Here is a 17493-nt window from a genome sequence, read left to right on the forward strand (position 1 = left end):
TTTTTCCGGGTGCGCGGTTTATCCTATTTTGCAGGAAATCATCTGACCTGTTTTTATACCTTTAAATAATCGCTCTTTAAAATGAAAAAGTTTATCGCCTTATTCCGGGAACCCGACGGAAGAACAGAACAACACACAGAAAATGCCATAAAAACACACCGGCAAAACTGGGCTTCCTGGATGGAGCGCTGGCATCAACACATCAACGGCGGCAGCGGGCTCACCCTCGACGGACGGATCTTAAAAGACCCGCAATCCGGAGTGATACCGGATATTTACAAAAACGGAACGGAAATAGTAGGAGGCTTCCTGCTGATCACCGCAAACGACCTCGATGCAGCTGCAGCAATGATGCAGTCCTGCCCCATTTTTGAATTTGGGGGTTATGTGGAGATCCGGGAATTGCAGCAACAATAACAAGAACCGTTTCTTCTATCCAAGCAAGCACAATGAATACCACCTTTGAGGATTTTCTGACGTTGTACCCCCTATCCGTTCAATGCAATGCGCGTTTGCTCCGGCAGGTGATCCTCGGGCAGCTGCCCGGCATTGATGAACAGCTGGACCTTCCCGCAAAAATGATCGCCTACAGTTATGGCCCCGGGTACGCAGACCTGATCTGTGTGATCCTTCCTTCTAAAAAAGGATTAAAACTGGGATTTAATAAGGGGCCGGAAATACAGGATCCGGATGGGCTGTTACAAGGTACTTCAAAAACAACCCGTTATGTAACCATCGATAACAGTGAACAGATACAGGCACCCGCAATAGCCAGGCTGTTAACGGCGGCATTGGAACAATATAAAAAAAGAGCAGCACATTCGGGGAAATAGTAGCGGCACTGCTGACATAAGGCTGTCAGTTTCCGGTTTTATCTTTACCAAAACAATCATTCATGAACCAGCATACGACCAATTATACGGACACATTTATATTGATCGCCGATGACAGCCCGGTGGCATCGGGGGAAGTGCCTCCTGTAAAGGGTAACGGGCTTACAGCAGCTCATCTCCAGTTTGAAATGATCCGTAAACATCCATACCGTTACACATCGGACGATGTGATCTTTGAGGTGTATGCCAAAAAAAATGATTTGACAAAAGCCGAGTACAAGGCAGCACGGACTGCATTCTTCTCTAAAGGGCAGGCTTGTCTCAGGGCATCACCACTGACCAAACGCTACGGCTGGGGCGTACATAGCAATGCAGAAAGCAAAATTGCCATTTACGGAGCTGAGACCAAAGAATACGCACAGTTCTCAAAAAACAAATCCCTCAAGATCGTTAAAGCAATGCGTTCTTCAAGATAACACAAAACAGAAAAACCAACCCACGCGCTACAGTTCAGCCGGGCCGGCAACGCTCCCGCTAACAGTCCTTGCATAATTAATAACCGGCTAACAGTCTTGTCTTTTCGCCATAACCCGGGATAAACGACTCCGGCATTTTTTTTGCGTCAAAGAAAATAGCCAACGCGCATTCAATCTTTTTTTGAAAAGCGGCACAATAAATTAACCCGCTTTATATTTTTTTATTTCATTCCTTTTACATAGTTTTAACAAATATCGTGTATTTAGTACATGATATTAATACATGAGGACTTCTAAACTCTAATCGGTAACGAATTAACAAGGAATGCGTATGAAAATCAACTCGCTTGCACAGAGCCTGATGGCTTTTGTCTTTTTGCTTGCGTCCCTCGCAGCAACGGCCCAGACAAAAACTATACAGGGAAAAGTAACGGACGAAAAAAATCAACCGGTAGCCGGGGCCACTATTGAAATCAAAGGCAGTCAGACAGCCACGCTCTCAAAAGATGACGGCTCCTTTAACCTGAACGTACCGGCAGATGCAAAAACATTGCAGGTTTCTTTTATTGGGTACGCCACACAGGATGTAGCCATTACCGGAACCGAAATGACCATCAACCTGAAGCCTTCACAACAGGCGCTGGATGAGGTGGTGGTGATCGGTTATGGTACCGCCCGGAAGAAAGACCTTACCGGGTCGATGGTAACCATTAGTGAAAAAAACTTTAACAAAGGCGTGATGACTAACCCCGATCAGCTGATCCAGGGCAAAACACCGGGCGTGATGGTCATCAACAACACCGGACAGCCGGGAGGTGCTACCACAGTAAGGATCCGCGGTAACTCATCCATACGGGCAAGTAACAACCCGTTGTTTGTATTGGATGGAATTCCATTATCGGGCAACACGGCGCTGCCACCGGGAAGAGGAGGTTTTTCTTCAGACCGGGGTAATCCTTTAAATTATCTGAACCCCAGCGATATCGCCAGTATGGATATCTTAAAGGATGCATCGGCCACTGCCATCTACGGATCACGGGGAGCAAACGGCGTTGTATTGATCAATACAAAAAAAGGAAAGGTAGGTCAGCCCGTCATCTCCATCGTTGCATCCACCGGTGTTTCCAGTTTGCGCAAACAACCGGAAGTGCTGGATGCCGCCAAATTCAGGGAGGCATTAAAATACTATACGCCAAACGAAGCAGCCAATTCCGACTTCGGAAGCAATGTGAATGCGTTTAAAGAGATCACAAGGGTTGCACCCACACAGAACTACTATGCGGATATCACCGGAGGTACCGAACATGGAAAATACCGGCTTTCCGGCGGTTATCTCAACCAGCAGGGAATTATTGTGGGTTCTCAAATGAAAAAATACACCGCCAATTTCAGCGGTAATTTCAGGTTCCTGGAAAACCGGAGACTCGGTCTGGATTTCGGAATGTTTGTAACCCAAACCGATCAGAAATTTGCACCGATTGACGTGGGCGTTGGTGCGGAAGGTAATATTATTTCACAGGCCCTGCAATGGAATCCTACCCAGCCATTCAGGGATCAGAACGGAGACTATACCTTCGTAAGCGGCAATCAAAGAAACCCGCTGGCCAGCCTCGCGGCTTATAAGGACCTGGGAACAAACAATACCATCCTGGCCATGATCGCCCCTTCTTACAAGATTACCGATAACCTGGAATATAAATTTGTTTACAGCGTAACCCGGCTTACAGGCGATCGCAACGCCATGGTACGGGGTAAGATCATTAACCCTACGGCGGCCAATGACCAGGAACAGGCATTCCTGGGAAAATATTCCGAGACCGATCAGCAGATGACCCATACCCTGTCCTATAACAAGAATGTTTCCACAGATCTCAACATTAATGCAGTGGCCGGGTATGAATACCTGGACTATGATTACAGACAAAGCATGATGTATGGAAACGGGTTCACTTACCTCGGACTGGATTATTTTGATTACCTGCAATACTCAACCATCAATACCCGGGAGGTTACATCGTACAGAAGTCCTACCAATCAGCTGCAATCCCTGTTCCTGAGAGCTGCATTTAATTATCTGGACCGGTATCTTTTAACAGCTACGGTACGGCGGGACGGTTCTACAAAATTTGGTACCAATAATAAATATGCCATATTTCCATCTGTTGCCTTTGCCTGGAATATCAACGAAGAGGGCTTTCTTAAAGACAACAGTAATATTAACCAGTTAAAACTGCGACTGGGATGGGGTAAAACAGGGAACCAGGAATTTCCTTCAGGGGCATCAAAAGACCGTCTTGTTTTCGCCAGTCAAAGCGTTAGCCAGGCCAACTATGGCAACCCCGATTTAAAGTGGGAAACGTCTGCAACGATCAATGCGGGTATCGACTTTGCGCTTTTCAACAACCGCATTTTCGGATCGGTTGATTACTTCAACAAGAAAACGACAGATGCCTTATTTGAGCAAACACTGGCACAGCCGGCGCCGGCCGGTCGTATCTGGGTAAATCTCGACGGAGAGATCGTTAACAAAGGAGTTGAGATTTCGTTGACCGGAAATATCATCCGTAAAAACGGATGGAACTGGGATCTGACCGGAAACGCAACGTTCCTTAAAAACAGTGTAAGCGGTTTGGTTGGCTACTATGAAACGGGCGCGTTAAGAGGTCAGGGCTTCTCCGGTGTTTTAGGGCAGCGGATGGTGAACGGGCAACCACTGAACGTTTGGTACCTTGCCGAATATGCAGGCATTGATCCTAATACGGGTATGAGCATGTATCGCGGCCTCGACGGCAGCATCAGTTCCAACAACGATCCTTCTGTAAACAAATTTTATGCGGCCAGTCCCAACCCCACCACATTGCTGGGCATCTCCACCAATCTTACTTATAAGAAGTTCACATTCGGAGCCAATATGAACGGGGCCATGGGACATTACCTGTTTAATAATACCGCAGCCACATCATTAGGGATCAGCAATCTTTCCACAAGAAATATCGGGACCAGCTTCTTTAATACCAGCGTGAAAGAGTCCACCTCCAATTCCGCGTCTCCCTCAACCCGTTATTTAGAAAAGGGCAACTACCTTAAACTGGCCAATTTAACATTGAGTTACAAAGTGGGCGATATCGGCAATACATTAAAGAATTTCAATGTTTCGCTTACCGGTCAAAACCTGTTCATCCTGACCAAGTATACAGGATTTGATCCCGAAGTCAATACAGATGGTTCTACCAACGGTATTCCCTCACTGGGCATCGAATACCTGCCCTATCCACCGGCTAAGACCATTCTTCTTGGTATAAACTTTTCGCTCTAAATAATGAATCTTATGAAATCGATATACACATTTTACTTATTATTCACAGGTGCGGTACTTTTTTCAGCCGCCTCCTGTACCAAGCTCAATGAAGAGTTCAGAGGTGAGCTGGAAGAAGGCACCTCAAATGTGGGCGCCGACGGGCTTTTGATCACGGCTTATTCGTCCTTGCTGGTGCCTTACCAGCAGGATCAGCGCTGGGTATTACAGGAAATATCAACCGATGCGGCACTGGCCCCAACAAGAGGTGGCGACTGGGACGATAACGGTATTTACCGGGCCATACACCAGCACCGGTGGAATGCCGATAACGGATTTATGAACAGCACATTTGTGAGCCTGGGTACTACCATCTACAATGCCACGAATGTACTGCGTTTCAATCCGAGTAAACAACAAGAGGCTGAAGCACGGTTTTTACGCGCGCTGGCCATGTTTGACATGATCGACCTTTACGGTGTGGCGCCCATACGAGAAGGTGAGGCACTCGATGATTTCAGAATTGCTCCCAAAGTGCTTCAGGCCGGCGAAGGGCTCGATTACATTATTAAAGAGCTCAATGAGATTATAACAACGCTGCCCAACGGAAACCGCACCACGGCCTATGTGGCCAGCAAGGACGCGGCCCGGGCATTACTTATGAAAGTATACCTGAATAAAGGAGCCTTTACGAACCGGCAAGCGCCTTCCTTTGATGCCGCAGACATGAACCAGGTGATCACACTGGCAAAAGCGATTACCGGCACCGGCACGTATACCGTATCCGAAGCAGGAAAATACTTTGACAATTTTGCACCCGATAACGATGTAAAATCCACCGAAAATATTTTCACCCTGTACAATCAAAACGGGAAAAGAGGCGGATCGGTAGACCGCACCTGGAATACAATTGCACATTACAATATGACGCCCGGTGGCTGGAACGGCTGGTGCACCCTTTCTGATTATTACGACAAATTCGCGGCTAATGACGAAAGAAGAGGCATCTATTACAAATACCCGGCAGATACGATGAGCAACCCGGGTAAGCGTCAGAATGTAGGGTTTTATATCGGGCAGATGTACAATCTTACAACCGACAAGCCCCTGATGGCAAGAAACCCGGCCAATGCACCATTGGTGTTTACCCGTGAGGTAACGATCCGTACTTCCGGTGCCACCCTGGAAACAGCAGGTATCCGTCCCATGAAATATGCCTATGATTATTCCAGCTCCGGGCAAAAAAATAACGACTGGGTGGTGTTTCGCTATTCGGATGTACTGCTGATGCAGGCAGAAGCCGTTTTAAGAGGCGGCACAGGCAGTACCGCAGGGGAAGTATTGGCGCTGGTCAATAAGATCCGCGGTAACCGCGGTATTGGTACGCTGGGCTCTTTGACACTGGATAATTTGCTGGATGAACGCGCGCGCGAATTGTACTGGGAAGGATGGCGCAGACAGGACCTCATCCGCTTCGGAAAATTCCTGCAACCCTTCCAGGAAAAAACAGGCACATCGGATCCCAAGTATCTGGTTTTCGCGATCCCCAGTCAGCAGATTGCGGTTAACCCTAACTTAAAACAAAACGCGGGTTATTAACCGAAATATCGAAATTGCATATTAAGTCCCCAACAGGGGACTTTTTTTATATACAGCCATTAGACAGCTTTTGTGAAAATACCTTCGCAGACAAATTCACTATGAAGCATGCGCACAAAGCGTATACGGCGGCTTGCAGTTTAAACCCAAAAAAACATTTCTGATGCTACGATATACCGGCGCAACTGATCCGGATATAAAAACCGGACGGCATTCACCGCTATCTGTTTTCTGCAAGGTCGGCCAAAGGGATGCTGCGGAGATCAGCCTTACCAGGTAATTTCTTTAATTTCGCTGCATGGAACTTTCACAGGATACAAAAAACATTTTGGGGTTACAACTTCCCACAGACCCACGTTGGGTGAACCTGGCAGAGATCTCATTGGAAGCAATTCTAACCGATCATGCCTATTGTGAGCAGAAGGCTGCTACCAGTTGTATTTCACTCATCCAGCGCTACAGCGATAAAGCGCAACTTGTAAAATCGCTCGCCCCGATCGTTACCGAGGAATGGGGGCATTTCCGGCTCGTATTACAGGAACTTGAAAAAAGAGGGTTGAAATTAGGACGCCAGCGGAAGGATGAATATGTAAACGCACTATTGTTATTCCAGGCAAAAGGCGCAAGTCCGGATGCATTCTTTCTCGACAAGTTGTTGACCATGGCCATGATCGAAGCCCGGAGCTGTGAACGGTTCAAACGGTTAAGTGAAGGATTGAACGATACCTATATGAGCAAATTTTACCGCCGCTTTATGGAAAGCGAAGCCGGTCATTATACCCTCTTTATCGAGTTGGCCGAAACCTACCTTCCCAAAGAAATGGTGCGGAAACGTTGGGCCGAATGGCTGGCGCATGAAGCCGTGATCATGCAGGAAATGGAACTGCGCGGAGACCGCATTCATTGATACCGACTGCTCACGAATTTCTCAGACGCTCACAGAGCAGGTTGTTTATCTGTTAATATCGATGTAATCGGCAAACACAAACATTACGAAGGCACCTATTCATCGCTGCTAAATCGCTCACAGATTTCTCAGATGCCCACGGAACAATTCTTCATCTGTGAACTCGCGCAATCTGTGAGCACAAAAATCATGAAGACATCTATTCATCGCTGATCATTGTTCATCGCTTCATTTATTTTAAAAAAATAGTTCAAAAAATTTTGCAATATAAAAAAGGATTTACACCTTTGCATACGCAAATAAAAAATAAATAAAATGCAACGCAATTTTTTACATATTGAAACAAAAGCGTGGTTCAGCCCGATAGGACTGAATACGCGTTGCGGGGCATTTGCTGTAGAAAGTTAAAAATATTTTTTTAATAAAATTCAGGCCCCGCAAGAGATTGCGGGGTTTTTATTTATAAACCATAAATGAATCGAATAACCCCATTCCATCGATTTACAATACTGGCACCCGTCTCCAACTGGTCTAATAGCGGAGCTATGCGCCTGCGTATTCGTAAATCGGGAGAACAGCAACCGGAGTTTTTTACACGACATCATGTATAAAAAAGTACATGATCATGTAGAGAACCCGGTCCGGAAAGACCGGGTTTTTTATTACTCAAAAGGAGGTGTACCATGAACATCATTTTTATCATCCTGCTGCTGGTATTTATTGTAGAAAAAATTACCGGCAGTAAAAAAACAAACAACAACACAACAGATACGGCATCCTCAAAGATCGATGATCCGGCCTCTGTAAGGTTGCGATAACGGATTAGTTGCAGAAAAGGAGAAAACACGCCCGCGAGATGCAGCGGGGTGTTTATGTTGGCCCTGGTTTAACAGGTAAAACACCACGTTGTGACTATGGAGAACAGGGTTCTCCCGATAGCAATCGGGAACGGGGTCAACCAATACGGCTTGGTGTAAGGGTAACATGCTCATTCCCCTTTCTTTCTGAAAGGCAAGTAGCGGATGATCGTTTTCAGTTCAAATCTGAAAGCCGTACGCTTTCAGATACTGGTTTATAGTTCAACGGAACAGAACACCTCACTGCGAATGAGGAGATGCGGGTTCCTCCGATAATGATCGGGGCTGCTAAACCAACCGGTCTATGGCATGTAGCTTAACGGTAAGAGCAGTTGCCTTATACGCAACCGGTTGCCGGTTCAAATCCGGCCATGCCGTCAAGAGGTGCTTTGGCAGCGCTGGTCTATGCATCCCGCTGAAGACGGGACAAAGAAGGTTCTCCCGGTAGCTATCGGGATTTGGGCACCACCAACATATGGGTTTGGTATAATGGTATTATGATGATCTCCAAAATCATCGACACAGGTTCGATTCCTGTAACCCGTGCTAAAAATTAAAAAAATGAAAAAGGAATACATGTTCATAATGACAGGTAAAATGCACCACAAGGTGCGATGGTTAAACATGCAAGTGAATTCATTATGGACACAAAACTTATTAAACAATTTGGGGCTAAAATTGGCTCATACAGAATCCGTACCGAACGACAAAAGAAGCGGCTCCGGTATAAAGATTTCGACAAACAGTTACTGGAACTGGATTTCAGGCTGGACGAACTGTACGAAAAAAAGCGCGACCTGGGATGGGAACCGTTAACGCCTCCCTTTCAAAGGGGCTGGAAGCGCTTCTTTGTATTGAAAGAAGATGTTGCCACGGACAAACAGGCTGATTTTTTTGAGCAATTACTAAAAAAGATCAACACAACGGATTACAGCTGGAGGAAGGATTTCAACATTAAGAAAAGAAAACGGGGCCGAAAGGTCTACCTGGCAAAAGAACAGCACCTGCAGGCTCCCGGCGAACGGGACTTTAAGAAGCACTTTTCACCGCAGGAACAACTGTTCTTTTATGAACAATGGCGGACCCAATATGGCTACCGATCTAAACACTTTGTTTTTTCGGAACCCTGGCGTTTCAGCTTAGTGGTGCAACCGAATATGATCGACAGGAAAAGGGTTACTGATCCGGAGCTGGAATCGGAAATGGAGCAGATAGAACAGTACCTGGGACGGCGTTGCTACTATCGCAGACTTGAAAAGATAAAAAATGGCAGCTTAGGGTACAGGTATTACTGGTATTACCCGAAAGCGAAAGAAGTTCCGCTCTTAAAAAAGAAAAGCGTATCTGAATGGTTGAACGAAATAAAACATGAACAGATTGAAGATTAAAATTAAAATCGATGGAACAACAGCCGTGGCAGCGGTTCGGAGGAGCATCCTTAAACGAACCGATTGCTGAAGAAGTAAACAATGCCTTAGTAGCTGAATGGAAGGCCGGAAATACCATACAGGTATGCCTCGGCACCGACAGCCAGGTAAAGGGTACCGTTATTGAATTTGCAACGGTGATCGTCTTTGTGCGGAAGGGAAAGGGTGCTTTTCTTTTTCTTCAGAGAACGATGCTCCGCCGGCAAATGAGCATCCGGGAGCGGATGTTAATGGAAGTGGATAAAACCGTGCAGCTCGGCTTGCAATTGAGCGCCGTCCTTGAAAAGCATGGTATCATTCCAGAGTTACATATAGACATTAACAGTTCTCCCGTATACAAAAGTAACGTCGCATTCAGCACTGCCATGGGCTATATTTCCGGAATGGGTTGGATCTGCAGAGCAAAACCATATGCTTTTGCAAGCTCCAGCTGTGCCAATAAAATCGTACAATAAGGCCGTTGCCAAAAACACCCAAACCAAACACTTTATGACCTCCGCTCTGTGAGGTCATAAAGTTTAACCCAAAAAAAATGGAACAAGAACCTATACAAAGAGTCATCAATACGAATGAACTATTCGGAAGTTCTTTCATCAATGCAAAAGTGCTGTATCTGCACGAGTTTGGAAAATTGCCCAGCACGCTCTTTATCGGCCAGCTGGACGGCAGCAAAGCATTTGCACCCTTAAAGCAATTGTTAGCGGATCATACCCGGCACATTTTCCAGCATCAGTGGTTCAAGCGGAAGCATAAAAAATTCCAGTACGAAACGGCGATCTTTCTTTTAGAGAATGGTTGTATTATAGAACTGGATGAGGGCTGGTGCGAGATCCTGCACGATGGTAATCAGGCTTTATTAATAGAAACCGTTGTAGCCCTGCTGCAACAATTCCAGGAAAAGAAGAAAAAAGAACCATTGGAGATGAGCTTAATCGTACGCGATGGAAGCCGGCTGCTATTAAGATCTATGGAAATAAAAAGGAACAAACTGAACCTGGATCTTTTTTATGAAGAAGATTTTAAGGCGGTGGATGCACGCATACGTCAGCGGTTAAACCGGAAAAAGGATAAGGGTATTGTACTGTTGCACGGCCTGCCCGGCACCGGCAAAACTTCGTATCTCCGCTACCTGGTGGGAAAGATCCGGAAGCGCGTGCTCTTCCTCTCCCCTTCTATTGCCGGTAATTTAACCAGCCCGGATTTTATCCAGTTGCTGATCAATAATCCCGATACCGTATTGATCATTGAGGATGCGGAAAATATCATTATGGACCGCCGCTACAGCGCCGACTCATCCGTATCGAACCTGTTAAATATATCTGATGGATTACTGGCCGACTTCTTAAACATCCAGCTGATCTGCACATTTAACAGCGCTCTGGCTCTTATTGACGAGGCATTGTTGCGGGAGGGCCGGCTGATTGCAAAATACGAATTTGGCAAATTAAGCGTGGAGAAGGCAAGGGCATTGGCAAGGCACCTGGGATATATACAAAATATTACGGAGCCCGCCACCCTGGCGGAGATCTGTAATAGAGAGCCGGTAACCCCCAGGAGGACAAAAGCGGCATCGATCGGCTTTCAACTGGCAACCGTGGAAAGTGAAGACTAAGACATTTAAGACCCGTGCTGCAAAAGCAAGAGCATCGCCACATTTGTATTACACCAAAATGGAGGGCCAACAGGACCCGCATATTCCATAGCGGTACCTCTCTTTCAGCGTTCATCACCGGCGGTCATATAGAGTTCCTGCATTTTCCGGATACGCTGTTTGAAGATGCGGACCATCGAGGCCGGTGCCGTCACACGCAATCCTTCGCCGAAACCGAGGAACTCCCGTTCCAGTTCAAAATTCGGGATCACTTCAATAGTAAACGTAGTCCAACCGTTTGCAGTAGAAACAATTTGCTGTGATGCATGAATGGGTTTGGTACAGATATAGGGAGCATGTTTTGTATTGGCCATAAAAGTGATACGCGTGGGCTGGTCGGCCACATTTCTTGTTACACCGATGATATCACTGAAATAGGTAGCAGCATTAAAACCCTTATGCACCAGGTAGGCTTCGCCGGGCAATTCTTTTATCGCTGCTATGCGGTCCAGTGCAAGCGTCAGCAACACTTTACCTTTCCGGTGCATACACAAAAGGAACCATCGGTTACGGAACTCCTTTAGCAGATACGGATATACCACCATGTCTGCCGGCTGGCGTGCAGAAAAACTTTGGTAGGTTACCTGCAGGGACCGCTTTTTGATAATCGCCTTGTGAAGCGGATCGAGCCAGTGCATACCGGCAAGCAGCTCGTTCTTTTCAAAATCGATCACCGGTGCTTCCTGTTCCCGTTCTGTGTAGATCTTATCCTCCAGGCGCTGCAACAGCTCATCCAGGTCGTTAAAATGGCTGAATCCCTTGAATTGCTGCAGGAGAAAAGACACGTCCTGCAATACATCTAGATCCTGATGTGATAAAGGAATCTTTGAAATACTGTAGCCCGGATCTTCATAGGTATAATATTTCTTATCGATTACGATGATCGGGGCATTGTAGCCCAGTTTGTCGCTACGCATGGCATTCAGATCCATCCGTATGGTACGCAGGCTTAGGCCTTTCTCAATGTCTTCATACTCATAAAGTGCGTCGTTACAGGCATCGATCAAATCTTCAATGGTCCATTTACGACGCCGGTTTTGCAGGCATTTGTCAATGGTACGGTAACGGATCAGGGCATTGCGATTAACAGGCATATAAAAAATTTGAGGAAAAATAAATTATTTTTTCAACTATGCAAAAAGATTGCACAGTTTCATTTCAGCTTTGTATTATAAATGAAGCAAGTTCTTTGATCCAACATATTGCCATGAGGCAAAACGCGCTGTTGTCCGTTTCTTAAAAGCCAGGCGGGTGTATTTCAGGCACCGCAGTGCAGACGTTGTAACGTACTGTATGCTCTTATTCAGAATACGGCATAGCTATCAGGACCTGTAGGCCGGGGGTTCGAATCCCCCTTCCGTTGTGAAACGGAATAGCTCAGCTGGATAGAGCAACAGACAATAAGGGTTCGAATCCCACCACGCCTTGTACGTGATCGTTCTCCCGACGGGTCGGGAGGCTGTCTACACTAAAAATGTAGAAAGAAGTGCATCACTTCTATAAAAAGATGCCCGATGGAAAATGAAGGCCGGCACCAGCTGCTCCTGTTCAATGCCCCGCATTGCAACAGAACAACAACCCGGAACGTACCTGCGGGCAGGTGTAAACGACCGGAAACGGATACCGCTTTGTTGAAGAATATGGCTCTCGTTGCTGTACGCCTCAAACAAACCGGTTTTCATCACCGGGCTGAAACCCACTTCCGTACCAGACGGGTGGTTGCCGGCCAACATTTTTCTTTCACAAGAGGATTAACATTTAAAACAAAACTATTTAAACCATAAGATCATGAAAAGAGTAAACGTAAATGCACACCAGGTGGCCTTGGTATTTAAAAGAGGCGCTTATCAAAAAATGCTCGGGGAAGGTGCTTACTGGTTGTGGCGGCAAAATGTCATTATTTATGATAAAACCCAGCCGTTTCAGCCTCCGGCAGAACTGAACCAGCTGCTCCAGGATACCGAACTGGCAAATGCACTAGAGGTTATTGAAGTGGCCGATCATGAAATTGTCCTGCAATTCCAGAACGGTCTTTTTCAAAAAGTGCTGACCGCAGGGCGGTACGCCTTCTGGAAATCGGCGATCCGGTACGATTTTGTAAAAGCGGATCTTTCCAAAATAAAAATCGCGGAAAACATCCCCCGGAGCCTGCTGGAACACAAGCTGGTAGCGCACTATGTGCGAACCTATAAAGTAGAAAGTTATGAAAAGGCATTGCTCTTTGTAGATGGCAAACCGCAGGGCGAACTGGAACCGGGCACACACTACTGGTGGAAGAATGCGATCAGCATACATGTAGCAAAAGCAGATATCCGGCAACAGCAACTCGAGATCAACGGGCAGGAAATCCTTACAAAGGATAAAGCGAACCTACGGATCAATGCCTGGGCGCAATACCGGGTTATCAACGCAGCAACAGCATTGCTGGACAATGCGGGCTATGACCGGCAGTTGTATGTAGCCATTCAGCAGCGGTTGCGGGAATATGTAGCCGGCTTTGCTTTTGATGAACTTCTGGAAAAGAAGGAAAGCATTGCCACCATCGTATTGCAACAGGTAGCAGCAGCTGCCGCAACACTTGGGGTTGAAGTTACCGGGTTGGGGATCCGGGATATTATCCTGCCGGGCGATATCCGGGAAATCATGAACCAGGTGCTGGTTGCTGAAAAAAAAGCCCAGGCCAATTCCATTATGCGCCGGGAGGAAACCGCCAGCACCCGGAGCCTGCTGAACACGGCCAAACTGATGGAAGAAAACACCATGCTCTGGAAACTGAAGGAAATGGAATATGTGGAAAAGATCGCAGAAAAGATCAGCAATATCAGTATTAGCGGAAACGGCGTGTTGATCGATCAGCTCAGGCAGCTTTTTGTTCCTGATAAATAAACGCACAGACCTGCAAGGCTCCAATCTTGCAGGTCTTTTTTATACTAAGATTCAGGCTATATTCATTCCCATAATGGTTACAGGATATTTTTTGAGCCTCTTTCAAACTATGCAAAAAGACTGCACAGTACCGGTATACCTTTGAATTAAATCATTAACCGTGGACAAAAACATACTAAAAACATTAAAGGAACTGGAAGCTGAAAAGGGGATCAGCTTGCTCTATGCCTGCGAAACAGGCAGCAGAGCCTGGGGTTTTCCGTCTCCGGACAGCGATTATGACATACGTTTTATATACCGGCACAACCGGAACTGGTATCTTTCCCTGGCTGCGCAAAAGGATGCGGTCAGTTGGATGAAAGGAGATCTGGACATCACCGGCTGGGACCTGAAAAAATCGTTGCTATTACTAAAGAAATCGAATGTTCCGTTGATAGAACGATTCCAATCGCCCATCATTTACTATACGGCTCCGGGATTCAAACGGGAGTTCCGGCAACTGATCTGCGAATACTATTCGCCCATCGCTGTTTTCTTTCACCACTATTCGCTGGCGCAAAAATTCAGGGCGGAATGTCGACCTGGTGCACCCTTTAAGTTAAAAGGCTTTTTCTATATGCTGCGCTCCCTGCTCTCCTGTAACTGGATCCTGCATGATGATGCAGTACCTCCCATGGAACTGGCAAAATTACTTAAGTACACCAATCCCCGGATAAGTAAGAGCATCCTCCGCCTTATTGCGTTAAAGGCCACAAAACCTGAAAACTATGATCATAAAGGGGCTACTCCCCTTTTTAACTGGCTCGAAGGGCTGTTTGAGCAGCTGGAGGCATCCAAAGGAAAACCGGAGATCAACAATAACAGTATCGACACATTGAATCACTATTTTATAAAAAAGCTCGATGACCCAACTTACTATTGATACGATAAAAAGCAGCGGCTGGCTGATATTTGAATGCATTTCCGGAAGCAAGGCCTATGGATTGGATACACCAGCTTCAGATACAGATATCAAAGGTGTTTTTGTATTGCCCCGGGACTGGTATTATTCGATGGATTATGTACCGCAGGTTTCCAATGAAACCAATGACATCGTATATTATGAGTTAAAACGGTTTATAGAACTCCTGTCCCGTAACAATCCCAATATACTGGAGTTGCTGGCCACACCCGGTGACTGTATCTTATTACGTGATTCCCTGATGGACCTTATAAAACCATCTGACTTTCTATCCCGGCTTTGTGAGCAAACTTTTGCAAACTATGCCTGGAGCCAGATCAAAAAAGCCTGTGGCCTGGAGAAAAAAATTGTCAGTCCCATGAGCAAGGACCGGAAATCTCCGATGGATTTCTGCTATGTTTATGACGGCAACAGCAGCTTGCCGCTGAATGGGTTCCTGCAGCAGCGATCCTTGTTGCAGGAATCCATGGGCCTGGCAGCGCTCCCGCATTTCAGGGATTGTTATCAATTATATCATTCGCCCCAGCACGAATATGCAGGGGTATTGCGAAAAGAAGATTCCAATGACATTTGTACCAGTCATATCCGCAAGGATGCAGTTCCCATAGGCGTTCTTTATTTTAACAAGGACGGCTATACCGTGTATTGTAAAAAACACAGGGAATATTGGGATTGGGTAGCACAACGGAATGAAACACGTTTTGAAGGCACCATGCGGCATGGCAAAAATTACGATAGCAAAAACATGATGCATGTTTTCCGCCTACTGAAAATGGCGGAAGAAATCGTTACGGACAACCGGGTCAATGTCAGAAGAACCGATCGTTCATTATTATTACAAATCAAAGAAGGAATATATGCATATGACGAACTGGTGGCTAAGGCTGGAACGATCATACAGCGGCTCAAATTACTATATCAGGAGAGTCATCTGCCCGATGCTCCGGATCCGCATGTGGTGAATAAACTACTTGTACGCCTGCGGTCAGCGTATTACAGCCGGTAATAATATGCCCTCGCCTATTCCGTTACTTCTTCTTCTCCTCTTCTCCTGCATGGATCGCATCCAATGACCAGGGTCCGTTGCTGGCGATCAAAAAATAGATCAGTAATAACAATACCACAACAGCCAATAAGAGGTTGGAAAAAGGGTGCAGTACATTACCGGACTGGCCGGCGAAGAACACAGCGCCCAGAAGAATAGGAATCTGCATCAGGCAGGCAGCTCTTGTAAGCAGGCCCAATGTAATGAGCACGCCACCCAGGATATGTGCCCCTACCACATAATGCCCTACAAGAATCGTCATAAACGAACTGAACGACATCCAGCCGGGCATAAGATCCATCAGTACATTGTAGTTGTTGATAAATTGCACGCCCTTTGCGATCAGGAAAAGTCCTAACGCAATGCGAACAATATCCATCCAGGCGGGGTGATGTCTTTCACCCCAGAACTCAATACGTTGAATCAGTGTCATATCTCTGTATTTTAAGGTGAACCATTTATGATCAAAGAACCGATACAAAGTTACAACTTCTTAATACCAACCCTAAAAATTTAAGTTACAGTTAATCAATCACTTCAGCTGTAAGCGCCCGTGCAGATCCCGTATGCGGCTCAAAACCGTTACGGCTGCACCGCGCTCTTGTAACTACTTTGTTCAATCGCTTACCGCATATACCGATGTTACGGGATAATGATCCGAAGTGCTCCGTTGCTGATAATCCGGCACAACGGCTTTTACATCGGTTCTGATACGGACCGACTGCTCTTTATACCAATAGCGCATATTGCCGGAAACAATTTGCTGGTCAATGACGGAATTGGCAAAGGAAAGCGTAGACTGGTAGCCCGGTGTATTCAACGGCAGGGTTAGTGCCTTGTAATACCCACCATCGTCCAAAAAGTTTTTATACGGTGAAAGATACCCGCTGAGGATACTGCCGTTCAACTGATCATTAAAATCTCCAAACACCATACAATGCTGCCCTTTGAAATACACATCCAGGCTATCCTTGAGTTCTGTACTACCTTCTCTGCGCCGGTTATAAGATTCAATATCAGCATCAGCTTTGGCATGCAGCAATATAAAATGAACCGGATACCGTTTCCCGTTTACCACCATATCCGCACTTAACAAAAACGGGAAGCGTCCGGAGGCAAAGCTAACGGCAGCCGTTGCACTCTGGCTCATAAAAGGCCTTGCCCGTACATTCCGGAAAATATGCTTATTATATACAAACGCCAGTTTCTGATCGATCTTCGGATAAGGGCTGATGCTATAGCTGAATTCGGCGCCCATATATTGCCGGATCATTCGTCCGAAGCGGGCGGTATCCACCACCTCACAGATGCCATAAAGATCCGCATCCAGATAACGCAGGATCCGGCCTGCGTTCGACTCCTGCGCAGCAAGGTTTCCTGCAAACCGGGCAGAACCGAACCATTCGATATTCCAGTTTACAACCGTAAGATCCTTGTAATAATTTTTAAATTGTGTAGTGTCTTCGGAACCGTTCCGTTTTGGGGAATGTTCTTTTGAGCAGGACCAGCAAGTGGCCAGCAGCAGTAATGCCGATAACAGGTGTTTCATAAGTAAT

16 protein-coding genes and 3 tRNA genes are annotated in these 17493 nt (G+C 46.3%); 16 read left to right on the forward strand and 3 right to left on the reverse strand.

All coding sequences use genetic code 11. The features are described from left to right. Positions 1-81 precede the first annotated feature (81 nt). From LQ567_RS21215 to LQ567_RS21270, 13 genes are all read left to right on the forward strand, one after another. On the forward strand, positions 82-417 hold the full coding sequence (locus tag LQ567_RS21215; RefSeq protein ID WP_231007781.1) for a YciI family protein: 336 nt from the start codon (positions 82-84) through the stop codon (positions 415-417). Between the two features lie 32 nt (positions 418-449). Then, a complete protein-coding gene (locus LQ567_RS21220; RefSeq protein WP_231007783.1) occupies positions 450-833 on the forward strand; it encodes a DUF1801 domain-containing protein in 384 nt (127 codons plus the stop codon). A gap of 62 nt (positions 834-895) precedes the next feature. Then, positions 896-1309, forward strand: a complete 414-nt coding sequence (locus LQ567_RS21225) for a DUF6157 family protein (RefSeq protein WP_231007784.1) — start codon at positions 896-898, stop codon at positions 1307-1309. 331 nt (positions 1310-1640) lie between these two features. Continuing rightward, positions 1641-4625, forward strand: a complete 2985-nt coding sequence (locus LQ567_RS21230; RefSeq protein ID WP_231007786.1) for a SusC/RagA family TonB-linked outer membrane protein — start codon at positions 1641-1643, stop codon at positions 4623-4625. 12 nt (positions 4626-4637) lie between these two features. Continuing rightward, complete coding sequence (locus tag LQ567_RS21235; RefSeq protein WP_231007788.1) at positions 4638-6203, forward strand: RagB/SusD family nutrient uptake outer membrane protein; 1566 nt, start codon at positions 4638-4640, stop codon at positions 6201-6203. Between the two features lie 298 nt (positions 6204-6501). Beyond that, complete coding sequence (gene miaE, locus LQ567_RS21240; protein WP_231007789.1) at positions 6502-7110, forward strand: tRNA-(ms[2]io[6]A)-hydroxylase; 609 nt, start codon at positions 6502-6504, stop codon at positions 7108-7110. Between the two features lie 683 nt (positions 7111-7793). Further along, positions 7794-7928 (forward strand): hypothetical protein, encoded by a 135-nt coding sequence (locus LQ567_RS26125; protein WP_262909689.1) that lies wholly within the window; start codon positions 7794-7796, stop codon positions 7926-7928. Positions 7929-8178: 250 nt separating this feature from the next. Next, a tRNA-Arg gene (locus tag LQ567_RS21245) sits at positions 8179-8264 on the forward strand. An 8-nt stretch (positions 8265-8272) separates the two neighbouring features. After that, positions 8273-8345 (forward strand) — tRNA-Ile (locus tag LQ567_RS21250). 97 nt (positions 8346-8442) lie between these two features. Continuing rightward, positions 8443-8513: transfer RNA gene (locus LQ567_RS21255), tRNA-Trp, on the forward strand. 95 nt (positions 8514-8608) lie between these two features. Continuing rightward, entirely contained in the window at positions 8609-9355 is a 747-nt protein-coding gene (locus tag LQ567_RS21260) for a hypothetical protein (protein WP_231007790.1), read from the forward strand. An 11-nt stretch (positions 9356-9366) separates the two neighbouring features. After that, positions 9367-9849 carry a ribonuclease H-like YkuK family protein gene (locus LQ567_RS21265; protein WP_231007791.1) on the forward strand — a complete coding sequence of 161 codons (483 nt, stop codon included), beginning with the start codon at positions 9367-9369 and terminating at the stop codon, positions 9847-9849. 77 nt (positions 9850-9926) lie between these two features. Then, positions 9927-11006 carry an AAA family ATPase gene (locus LQ567_RS21270; RefSeq protein WP_231007792.1) on the forward strand — a complete coding sequence of 360 codons (1080 nt, stop codon included), beginning with the start codon at positions 9927-9929 and terminating at the stop codon, positions 11004-11006. A gap of 104 nt (positions 11007-11110) precedes the next feature. Here LQ567_RS21270 and LQ567_RS21275 read toward each other — a convergent pair whose 3' ends face one another. Then, positions 11111-12139 carry a helix-turn-helix transcriptional regulator gene (locus tag LQ567_RS21275; RefSeq protein WP_231007793.1) on the reverse strand — a complete coding sequence of 343 codons (1029 nt, stop codon included), beginning with the start codon at positions 12137-12139 and terminating at the stop codon, positions 11111-11113. A gap of 694 nt (positions 12140-12833) precedes the next feature. On the opposite strand from LQ567_RS21275, the gene LQ567_RS21280 reads away from it, so the two are divergent. The 3 genes from LQ567_RS21280 (at position 12834) to LQ567_RS21290 (ending at position 15898) form a co-directional block, all read left to right on the forward strand. After that, positions 12834-13931: a slipin family protein gene (locus LQ567_RS21280; RefSeq protein WP_231007794.1), complete on the forward strand. Its 1098-nt coding sequence runs from the start codon at positions 12834-12836 to the stop codon at positions 13929-13931. Positions 13932-14091: 160 nt separating this feature from the next. Continuing rightward, positions 14092-14853, forward strand: coding sequence for a nucleotidyltransferase domain-containing protein (locus LQ567_RS21285; protein ID WP_231007795.1), 762 nt, complete (start codon positions 14092-14094; stop codon positions 14851-14853). Then, positions 14834-15898, forward strand: a complete 1065-nt coding sequence (locus LQ567_RS21290; protein ID WP_231007796.1) for a nucleotidyltransferase domain-containing protein — start codon at positions 14834-14836, stop codon at positions 15896-15898. The genes LQ567_RS21285 and LQ567_RS21290 overlap by 20 nt, the downstream gene beginning before the upstream one ends. A 22-nt stretch (positions 15899-15920) precedes the next feature. On the opposite strand, the gene LQ567_RS21295 is transcribed toward LQ567_RS21290, so the two are convergent. Both LQ567_RS21295 and LQ567_RS21300 read right to left on the reverse strand, forming a co-directional pair. Further along, positions 15921-16370, reverse strand: a complete 450-nt coding sequence (locus LQ567_RS21295; RefSeq protein ID WP_231007798.1) for a DoxX family protein — start codon at positions 16368-16370, stop codon at positions 15921-15923. 183 nt (positions 16371-16553) lie between these two features. After that, entirely contained in the window at positions 16554-17486 is a 933-nt protein-coding gene (locus LQ567_RS21300; RefSeq protein WP_231007799.1) for an exonuclease/endonuclease/phosphatase family protein, read from the reverse strand. Positions 17487-17493: the final 7 nt, after the last annotated feature.

The sequence above is a fragment of the Niabella pedocola genome, from assembly GCF_021044425.1.
Taxonomy (GTDB): Bacteria; Bacteroidota; Bacteroidia; order Chitinophagales; family Chitinophagaceae; genus Niabella; species Niabella pedocola.